Source organism: Pseudomonas syringae group sp. J254-4 (genome assembly GCF_032586855.1).
Classification (GTDB): domain Bacteria; phylum Pseudomonadota; class Gammaproteobacteria; order Pseudomonadales; family Pseudomonadaceae; genus Aquipseudomonas; species Aquipseudomonas amygdali.
On record NZ_JAWHOO010000023.1, the window covers coordinates 78,143 to 87,897 of the forward strand.

The 9,755-nt window shown below is 58.6% G+C and carries 9 protein-coding genes; 2 read left to right on the plus strand and 7 right to left on the minus strand.

Annotated elements, in window-relative coordinates:
- Nucleotides 1–5 precede the first annotated feature (5 nt).
- The 6 genes from vioB to RYB09_RS22475 form a co-directional block, all read right to left on the minus strand.
- Nucleotides 6–647 (minus strand): dTDP-4-amino-4,6-dideoxy-D-glucose acetyltransferase VioB, encoded by a 642-nt coding sequence (vioB, locus tag RYB09_RS22450; protein ID WP_058401307.1) that lies wholly within the window; start codon nt 645–647, stop codon nt 6–8.
- Nucleotides 644–1,405, minus strand: coding sequence for an SDR family NAD(P)-dependent oxidoreductase (locus RYB09_RS22455; protein ID WP_058401337.1), 762 nt, complete (start codon nt 1,403–1,405; stop codon nt 644–646). The genes vioB and RYB09_RS22455 overlap by 4 nt, the downstream gene beginning before the upstream one ends.
- 52 nt (nt 1,406–1,457) lie before the next feature.
- Nucleotides 1,458–1,667: a hypothetical protein gene (locus tag RYB09_RS22460; protein ID WP_058401306.1), complete on the minus strand. Its 210-nt coding sequence runs from the start codon at nt 1,665–1,667 to the stop codon at nt 1,458–1,460.
- Nucleotides 1,668–1,943: 276 nt separating this feature from the next.
- The gene (locus tag RYB09_RS22465; RefSeq protein WP_058401305.1) at nt 1,944–2,639 is read right to left on the minus strand and encodes a sensor histidine kinase; all 696 of its coding nucleotides are present in this window, start codon (nt 2,637–2,639) and stop codon (nt 1,944–1,946) included.
- Complete coding sequence (locus RYB09_RS22470) at nt 2,636–4,237, minus strand: tetratricopeptide repeat-containing response regulator (protein ID WP_058401304.1); 1,602 nt, start codon at nt 4,235–4,237, stop codon at nt 2,636–2,638. Before RYB09_RS22470 ends, RYB09_RS22465 begins: the two co-directional genes overlap by 4 nt.
- 366 nt (nt 4,238–4,603) lie before the next feature.
- On the minus strand, nt 4,604–5,278 hold the full coding sequence (locus RYB09_RS22475; protein ID WP_005731537.1) for a TIGR04211 family SH3 domain-containing protein: 675 nt from the start codon (nt 5,276–5,278) through the stop codon (nt 4,604–4,606).
- 452 nt (nt 5,279–5,730) lie between these two features.
- On the opposite strand from RYB09_RS22475, the gene ppnN reads away from it, so the two are divergent.
- Nucleotides 5,731–7,104 (plus strand): nucleotide 5'-monophosphate nucleosidase PpnN, encoded by a 1,374-nt coding sequence (gene ppnN / locus RYB09_RS22480; RefSeq protein ID WP_002554339.1) that lies wholly within the window; start codon nt 5,731–5,733, stop codon nt 7,102–7,104.
- A gap of 51 nt (nt 7,105–7,155) precedes the next feature.
- Here ppnN and RYB09_RS22485 read toward each other — a convergent pair whose 3' ends face one another.
- Nucleotides 7,156–8,025: a helix-turn-helix domain-containing protein gene (locus RYB09_RS22485; protein WP_316890276.1), complete on the minus strand. Its 870-nt coding sequence runs from the start codon at nt 8,023–8,025 to the stop codon at nt 7,156–7,158.
- A 152-nt stretch (nt 8,026–8,177) separates the two neighbouring features.
- Here RYB09_RS22485 and pobA point away from each other — a divergent pair, with 152 nt between their 5' ends.
- Nucleotides 8,178–9,362 (plus strand): 4-hydroxybenzoate 3-monooxygenase, encoded by a 1,185-nt coding sequence (gene pobA / locus RYB09_RS22490; protein WP_316890278.1) that lies wholly within the window; start codon nt 8,178–8,180, stop codon nt 9,360–9,362.
- Nucleotides 9,363–9,755 lie beyond the last annotated feature (393 nt).

A 9,755-nucleotide genomic window follows, 5' to 3' on the forward strand; every position in this document is an offset into this window, starting at 1 on the left:
GAGCGTTACCCCGATATGCGTGTGGCAGGTACACCGAATACTGTAGTGCCAGCGGCTACATTGCGTATTGCAACGCTACCCGCTCCGACCACAGCCTGTTTGCCGATCCTTACCTTTGGCAGGACGCTGGCATGCGTCCCCATGAAAACACCTTCCTCCAGCACGACACCGCCAGTGATATCGCAATGCCCGCTCAAGGTGGAGAAGTCGCCGATGTCTGCGTCATGCCCCACCAGACAGCCAATATTGAGGGTTACAAATGCGCCGATGCGAAGATCGACCGTGAGCACCGTTGAAGGACAGATCACCGCACCCTGACCAATGGAAACATTTTCGCCAATGATGACCGAAGGGTGAATGAGGGTGAAAAATTGCGCGCCCCTGGCGAGGAGTTTTTCCACAACCAGGCGCTTGCCGCTCGGGTCGCCGATCGCACAGACCAGATACTCTTCAGGCTTTGGCTGGTAGCCATCCACCGTCGAAACGACAGGCGGATAATGCTCGAAGCGTTCGGTCGAGCCGGGGCCGTCATTGATGAATCCGGCGATAAGCCATCCAGGGTTCTTCTCTACCCAATCGGTCAGCCACGCATGCACTTCACGGCCGAAAGCACCGGCACCTACGATGAGCAATCTATTGGCATTCATTGCGCCAGGTATCCTCCATCCACAACCATCGATGTTCCGGTCACCCAGCGAGCCGCCGGAGACAACAGGTAATTGACCGCATAGGCTATGTCCAGCGGCTCACCAAACCCCAGCGGGTGCTTCTGCTCAACCACGGCCATGGAATCGATACCGACCAGATCTTCAAGCTTGCGGGTCATTTCGGTTCGCACTATGCCCGGCGCAATGGCATTGACCCTTATTCCGTCTCTGGCCAGTTCAAGTGCCGCAGCGCGGACCATCGATTCCACTGCGCCTTTACTGGCGCAGTAGGCCATCAGGGAAGGCTGGGCGGCCTGAGCCATCACCGATGAAAGCAGAACGATACTGGCCCCTTGAACGAAGACCCCTTTCTGCCTGAATGACTTTATCAGCGAAAAGCCAGAGGTCACGTTGGTGGCAAATACCGTTTCCCATTGCTCGATTGCCAGGGCTCGAATCGGTAGCGGCATCTGTACACCGGCGGCATGCACCAGCCCGTCGAAGGGCGCGTAGGTCCTGGCCAGGGTTTTCATCCAGGCCGGGACAGCATGCCCGTCAAGCAAATCGAAAGGCTCGACCCCGTGACCTTCACCGTGAAGCTGGCACCTTGTCGCTTCAAGCCGCTCGGTGTTTCTGGCAACCAGCACCACCCGGGCGCCCTGCTGACTCAGCCATATCGCAACCTGGCTGCCGATGCCGGAAGAGGCACCTGTGACCATGATCAATTTGCCGCTCAATGAAAACGGATTACTCACCACCCAACGTTCCTCTTCCGGGCTGACCGGCACCGCCTGGAAAGCCCCTGATCGCTTATGACTCTGTAACGAGACCGATGACGTCATCCACACTCTTGCAAGCGTTGAGACGGTTGGCCGAGAGGTTCTTGTCCAGTTTTTCATTCGCAAGCGACATGAAGGTCAGGACCGCAATGGAGTCCCAATCCAGACTTTGTCCTTTGCTCAAGGTGCCTTCGTCTGCTTCCATCGCTTCTTCGATCAGCCTGAGTACTGTGTCTTCCATCTCGATGCTCCCGGACAGCCTGCTATTGGATTAAAACGCTGCGCGGACCAAAGCCGGCGCCTGACAGGACGTTAGCAATAATCGAACCAAGCCATTGAGCATACGGGGAAGCCCCTGTTACCGGGCTGGACAGGGGCAAAAGGCAGGCATTGAGGACACCAAAGTCAAAAACATGACAGGCTTACCGACAACGGGATAACGCAAGTGCGCGGCACCGCGTCAATATAATGCTGGTGCGCGGTTGTCTCATATTTCGCAGCAATTGCAGTTCGGGTTTCAGGGCAGATAAATGCTGAACATTGCCCCGCCCAGCACGCCGCCGTTGGCGATTTCGATTCGCCCGCGCATGCCGTTGCGCACATGCAGCCGGGCAATGTGCGCAGCAAAGTACAAGCCCAGGCCGGTACTGCCACTGCCCTGATTGATGCCCTGCACGTATTCGGTTTGACGCTCGATCAGATACGCCGGGTAACCGGGACCATCGTCATTGAGGGTGATCTTCAACTGACCGCCTTCTTCACCGATGCTGATCACGATCTGCTCGCGGGCAAAGCCGATGGCATTGACGATGATATTGCCGACCACCGAGCCCACCAGTTCACGGTCAAAAAAGCCCAAGGGGCTCATGTCATCGATTTCATAGCTCGCGGCGATACCGCGGCTGGCCAGCACGTCCTGATGGTGCGCCAACTGCGCTTCGATGAAGTCGTCCAGTTCATGGTAATCCGGACGCAACGGCAACTGGTTGACACCGAGTTTGTAAAGGCCAAGCAACTGCACGAGCATGCCGTTGAGGTTGGCGAACTCATAGTCGATGACGCCCTGTTCCGGCATGTCACGCTGCTGACCGGAAAGCTTCGCCAGCCACTCGCTGTGCGCCTGTGTCAGGGTCGCCAGCGAGTTTTTCATGTCATGTACGGTGGAGGCGATCACCATGGAAAAGTCGAGGCCCTGCTCTGTCTCTTCACTCATGCGCCAAACGCCCTCTCCCTGAGTTTCTGGTAACGCTCATAACGCGGATCACTTTCCGGAATCTTGCCCAGCACGGTCAGGCTGGCACGGCACTCGTCAATGCCGGCTTGCCCGAGGTTCTGCCCCGGATGAAGCAGCGACTGCACCATGTTCAGCACAATACTGATGTTCTTCGGCTGCAAGCCCAGGGCGCTGCGGAAAAACGCCTGTGCCTCGGTGAGGTTGCCGGCCTTGTAACTGCGCACGCCTTGCAGGTTGAAATCGACGGCAGCCTTGCTGGCTCCCAGAATCGCGGGATCGTCGGTCATGCTGGCGACGCTTTTCATCACCGCCGGATCATCGCCATAGGCTTCAGCACAGCTCTTCAAAACACTGGCACCCGCTTCTTCCTGGCCCAGTTTCTTGAGCTGCGCAGCCACCATCAGGGCGGCATCGGCGCTGAGCACCTGCTCCATGCCATCGAGCCTGGCCATCGCCTGCTCGGTGAGCTTGGCTGCGGTTTCCGGGTCCGAGTGCTGCAGGCTGGCAGCCTTCATCAGCCGGGTGCGCACTTGCAGACCTTCGTCATCGGTGTGTTCCTTGGCAACGTCGACAAGGGCGTTGTTGATCTCGACACGCGTGCGCGCATCCAGCCCCTGCTCGCCGCCCTTGCTGATCAGAGCATGTGCCAGACCCAGATTGGTTTCCGGGTCTTTGAAGCGCGAATGCTGGCCTTGGGAAACCGCCTGGCGATAGGCTTTCGAGGCACTTTCAAAATCCTCGTTGCCCAGCGCCAGCTTGCCCAGCAGCTTCTGTCGACGGACTGCCAGCGGCGACAGGCGCACGGCGCTTTCCAGCACCGTCTGCGCCCGTTTGGCATCGCCAAGCGCCACCAGCACATCAGCCAGGCCGTCGAACAGCGCCGGCATGGCCGGAAACGCCTTGATTGCCTGTTCATAGACGGCCTGCGCTTCGGCGGTCTTGCCGCGCTTGAGCAGCAGACTGCCCAATGCGCCATAAGCCCACGGCGTGGCACGATCAGCCAGAATGGTCTTGAGAAAGGCTTCCAGTGGCTCGTTCTGCTTCAGGTCCCGCAAGGCATCCGCCTTGTAGCGCAAGCACAACGGTGCATAACGCGGGTCCTGCTCGATCAGCTTGTTGCACGCGGCCAGTACCTCGGCCGGTTTGCGCCGGTCGAGGGCCTGCAGAATCGGCTTGAGAAGGGTCTTGCGCTGTACCAGCTTTTCCAGGCGCTGGGCCAGCCCGGCACGGTTGAACGGCTTGGTCAGGTAACCGTCCGGCTCCCACTCAAGCGCACTCATGACCATCGCCTGACTGTTTTCGGCGGTGACCATGATGAACACGCTTTCGTAGCTCAGCAGCCGCTCGATCATCAAGTCTTCCAGCACCTGCTGGCCATTCTTGCGGCCATCACCCAGGTTGAAGTCGTGCAATACGAAGTCATAGCGCTTTTGCGAGCACATGCGCAGCGCCTGCTCGCCGGTGTCGGCGGTATCCACTTCCTTGACGCCCAGTTCACGCAGCATCGACCGCACTGAACTGCGAAAGTCAGAGAAGTCATCAACGATAAGAAAGCTTTTTTGGTTGTACGCCAGCATCCGGATTCCTGCACAGGAGAGGGTGAAAATATGAGACCCACGGCCTGAAAACCACTCAGACCCGACTCGGCAGCCCATTTTTCAGGACGCACATAATAACTGATGGCAACATGCCATAACACAGTTCGCCGTTACCGCCGTCCCCGCAACAAGCCACGCGGTTCAGGGCAACACTCAGTTTTTCGACCATACGGGCAGAAACTGTAGAACGAACATCAACTTCGCGCATTGTCCGGGCGGCAGGCATGCAGAAATTTTGCGGGCTGGATCGTAATTGCGGGAGCAGGAAGGGAGTTTCGGGGAGGCTCGTCACCTATCGCTCATGCCTGCGCGCGGCGCGGGCATGAGCAGATGTTTCAGGCAGGTTTACACCCAGCCATCGTTCTTCTTGCGGCCCTTGGTCAGCGCCGGAAGGATCAGACCCACCAGCAGGCCTGCACCGGCAATGCTGCCGCCATAAACCATGTAGCGCATCATTACCTGCTTGTTCTCGTCGCCGAGCCGCGCCTGAGTGGCACGCAATTCGGCCTGAGAATCGGCCAGTTGATCGTTGAGGGTCTTGGTGCGGGCTTCCAGTTCGTCGACCAGTTTCTTGCGCGCATCAAGGGTCTCTTGCATGCCTTGCACGCGGGTCTTCCAGGTATTGTCGATGCCTGCCAGTTGATCGGTCAGCTCGGTGACCTGCTGGGTCAATTGCGGCACACGTTCGGCCTGACCAGGCACCTCCTGCAGGTCAGTGCTGGGAATCCACACTGTGGAACCGCCTTCGCCGCGCACCTGGCTGAACTTGCCCGAGGAGCTGAGCAGCTCGACCTTCTGCCCGGATTTCAGCGTCCCCACAATCCGATGATCATCGGTTGGTCCGCTGCGTACGTAGGTGGTGAGGCTGTCGCTGACCCAGCGATCGCTGCCTGCGGCCTGCGCGTTGCCAGGAACGACAACGGTCAATGCAGCGCCAAACAGGCCTGCGCCGAGCAAGCGACGCGAAACAGCGAACAGGCCAGGGGCTCGGGAAAGAAGTGCGGAGAAATGACGAGACATGGCGATAATTATCTTTATCTGAAATGAAAATAAAGCCTCGTTTAACGGGCCGGCTAAGGATGGGAGCGGCAGGCGATCAAAGGTTTTGCAACTCCTGCCCGGACGGAATGTCTGCCTATCAGGCGCGCTTAAAAAGCACCTGATGATCCCTTTCGTGCAGGCCGTCCAGAAAGTCCATCAGCTAACAGACTCCGTTAACGGGGTCAGGTTCACTATTGCCCGTTGTACGCGTCAAAATTCAGCCGCACGGTCATGCCGGGCAAGTGCCTGCTTTCAAAAGAATTCGCTTGCCGATTCAATCCTGCGATGGCGCACAAAGGCTCAAACAGGGGACGTCTGCGGTCCGGCGTTTGCTTTCCCGGCCAAGTGCTGTAGAAAAGGCTCCACAGGGGTGAATGTTCTCAATGTTCACCATCCTGATGCTCGACTGCATCGCTCTAATGGAAAATAGAATGATCCCAAGACAAGTGATTAACGCCACCGTAAGCCCGAAAGGCAGCCTTGAAACCCTGTCCCAGCGTGAAGTGCAACAACTCAGCGCGGCCGGTTCAGGCAGCACCTACACCCTGTTTCGCCAGTGCGCCCTGGCCATTCTCAACACTGGCGCCCACGTCGATAACGCCAAGACCATTCTTGAGGCGTACGAAAGCTTTGAAGTGCGAATTCATCAGCAGGACCGCGGTGTGCGCCTGGAGCTGCTCAACGCTCCGGCCGATGCGTTTGTTGATGGTGAAATGATCGCCAGCACCCGCGAGATGCTGTTCAGCGCCCTGCGTGACATCGTTTACACCGAAAGCGAACTGGACAGCCAGCGCATCGACCTGAGCAATTCTCAGGGCATCACCGATTACGTGTTCCACCTGCTGCGCAATGCCCGCACGCTGCGCGCTGGCGTAGAGCCGAAGATGGTGGTGTGCTGGGGTGGTCACTCGATCAACACTGAAGAATACAAATACACCAAGAAAGTCGGCCATGAACTGGGCCTGCGCAGCCTGGATATCTGCACCGGCTGCGGCCCTGGCGTAATGAAAGGCCCGATGAAGGGCGCGACTATTGCCCACGCCAAACAACGCATTGTCGGCGGTCGCTATCTGGGCCTGACCGAGCCGGGCATCATTGCGGCCGAAGCACCCAACCCGATCGTCAACGAGCTGGTGATCCTGCCGGACATCGAAAAACGCCTCGAAGCCTTCGTGCGCGTCGGCCACGGCATCATCATCTTTCCAGGTGGTGCAGGCACGGCTGAAGAATTCCTCTACCTGCTGGGCATTCTGATGCACCCGGACAACAAGGACGTGCCGTTCCCGGTAATCCTGACCGGTCCAAAAAATACCGAGCCGTACCTGCAACAGCTGCACGCGTTCGTCGGTGCCACGCTGGGTGAAGAAGCGCAGCGTCATTACCAGATCATCATCGACAACCCGGCAGACGTCGCCCGGCAGATGACTCAGGGCCTGAAAGAAGTGAAGCAGTTCCGCCGCGAGCGGAATGACGCGTTTCACTTCAACTGGCTGCTGAAGATCGAAGAAAGCTTCCAGCACCCTTTCGATCCGACTCACGAGAACATGTCGAAGCTGCAACTGAACCACGACGTGCCCACTCACGAGTTGGCCGCCAACCTGCGCCGGGCGTTTTCCGGGATTGTCGCGGGCAACGTCAAGGACAAGGGCATTCGCCTGATCGAGGAGCACGGGCCTTATCAGATTCAGGGCGATCCTTCGATCATGGGGCCGCTGGACAAACTGCTGCAGGCGTTTGTCGATCAGCACCGGATGAAGTTGCCCGGTGGCGCGGCCTACGTGCCGTGTTATCAGGTCGTGGCCTGATCCCACGGCAATAACCGGCAGACAAACGGGGCGCTCTTTAGCGCCCCGTTTCTATTTCTGCTGACGAAACGCTTTGGGCGACTGCCCGGTGGCGCGTTTGAAGAAGCGCGAAAAATAAGCGGGTTCGGAAAACCCGAGGCTGTCGGACACCTGATTGATGGTCATGGTGGTGTAGATCAGGTTGCGCCTGGCCTCCAACAACAGCCGCTGGCTGATGATCTGCAAGGCCGACTGGTTGCACAGGCGACGACACAGCGAATTCAAATGCGCGGCGCTGATGCCCATGGCCTGCGCATGCTGGTGAATGGACCAGTGCTCGCGAAAACTCGCCTCCAACTGATGCATGAACACCTGCAAATGCTCACGGCCGCGGTCCATGGCGTGAATTTCTTCGCCAGCATGCTCGCTGCTGCGCCGACTGAGCCAGACCACCAGCACGTTGATCAATGAATGCAGCATCAGATCGCGGCCAGCTCTGGGCTGCCGGTACTCGCGGGCGATGGCGCTGAACAGCGTATCAACGTAATGGCTGTCTGCCCCCAATGAGTAACACCGGGCTGTGTTCAGCGCCGAAATATCCAGCGCAGCCTCAAGCTGTTCTACCAGCGGTTTGGCCAGGCTGAGAATATGCCCCTGAATGTCTTCGGCGAACCTGAAAGTGTGCACGCTTAACGCCGGAACCACCTGCAGCGAAGGTGTCTCGACCTCGGTGACCACATCCTCGACCTTGAGCATTGCCCTGCCGGACTGCACATACAGCAACTGCACCAGATCTCCATGCCGATGCGGCTTGATCTCCCATTCGTGGATCTTGCTGCGCTCGGGGATCGATTCGCAATGGATCAGGTCCGGGGTCGGCCAGGCCGCGGTTTCCCCGTAAAGCTTGAACACCGGTATCGTTGCAGTGGCAGGTCTGGCCATGTGTTGCTCTCCCGTCCGGATCCTCGAAAAGTCCAGATAATGCGTCGAATATTGCCTTCTTATCTCGATGGCATCCATTAAAAATGCAGGAGACAAAAACAATCATATCCCGCTGATGACGCTTGGCAGGGATCAAAAACAGGACCATCGCCATGAAAACCCAGGTTGCCATTATCGGTTCAGGCCCCTCAGGGCTGCTGCTGGGCCAACTGCTGCAGCGTGCCGGCATCGACAACGTGATTGTCGAGCGCAAGGACCCCGATTACATCCTCTCGCGCATCCGCGCCGGCGTGCTTGAGCAAGGCATGACCGACCTGTTGCGTGAAGCAGGCGTCAGCGAACGAATGGACGCCGAGGGCTTGATTCATGACGGTTTCGAGCTGGCCTTCGACAGCCGCTGCGAACGCATCGACCTGAAAACCCTGACCGGTGGCAGAACCGTGATGGTCTACGGCCAGACTGAAGTCACCCGCGACTTGATGGCCGCGCGCGCAGCAGCAGGTGCGATGACTGTCTATGACGCGTCTGACGTGAACATACACGATCCAAAAACCGACAGTCCCTATGTCACGTTCGTGAAAGACGGCGAAACCGTGCGCCTGGACTGCGACTACATTGCCGGCTGCGACGGTTTCCATGGTGTATCGCGGCAATCGATCCCGTCTGAAACGCTGAAAATCTTCGAGCGCGTCTACCCGTTTGGCTGGCTGGGCGTACTGGCCGACACGCCGCCGGTCAACGAAGAGCTGGTCTACGCCAATCACCCGCGCGGCTTTGCCCTGTGCAGCATGCGCTCGGCCATCCGTACCCGCTATTACGTGCAGGTCAGCGCCGAAGAGAAGGTCGAAGACTGGTCGGATGAACGCTTCTGGACCGAGCTCAAATCCCGTCTGCCCGAGCATCTGGCAGACCGCCTAGTGACCGGCCCGTCCATCGAGAAAAGCATCGCGCCGCTGCGTAGCTTCGTGGTTGAACCCATGCAGTACGGTCGCCTGTTCCTGCTCGGCGATGCTGCGCACATTGTCCCGCCTACCGGCGCCAAGGGCCTGAACCTGGCGGCCAGCGATGTCAGCACGCTGTACCGGATTTTGCTCAAGGTCTATCGCGAAGGCCGTACTGACCTGCTGGAAAAGTATTCGCAGATCTGCCTGCGCCGCGTGTGGAAGGCCGAGCGCTTCTCCTGGTGGATGACCTCGGTGCTGCACAACTTCCCCGACACCGATGCGTTCAGCCAGCGCATCCAGCAGACCGAACTGGACTACTACGTCGGCTCGCAAGCCGGGCGCAGGACCATTGCCGAGAATTATGTGGGCTTGCCGTATGAGGCGATTGAGTAGCGTATTTCACCCGTTGCGTCCGGTCTTGAGCCGTGTCGCAACGAGGACGCGGAGCGTCCTGAAAGGCATGCCGACGCGGAGCGTCGCACGATAGCGGTAGTGAGATCATCGTTCCGCACGCTCCAGTGAGGGAATGCAGTGCCGGACACTCTGCGTCCGATCTTAAGCGGCGTCGCCAAGAGGACGCGGAGCGTCCTGAAAGGCATGCCGACGCAGAGCGTCGCACGATAGCGGTAGTGAGATCATCGTTCCGCACGCTCCAGCGTGGGAATGCAGTTCTGGACGCTCTGCGTCCGATCTTGAGCCGTGTCGCAACGAGGACGCGGAGCGTCCTGAAAGGCATGCCGACGCAGAGCGTCGCACGATAGCGGTAGTGAGATCATCGTTCCGCAC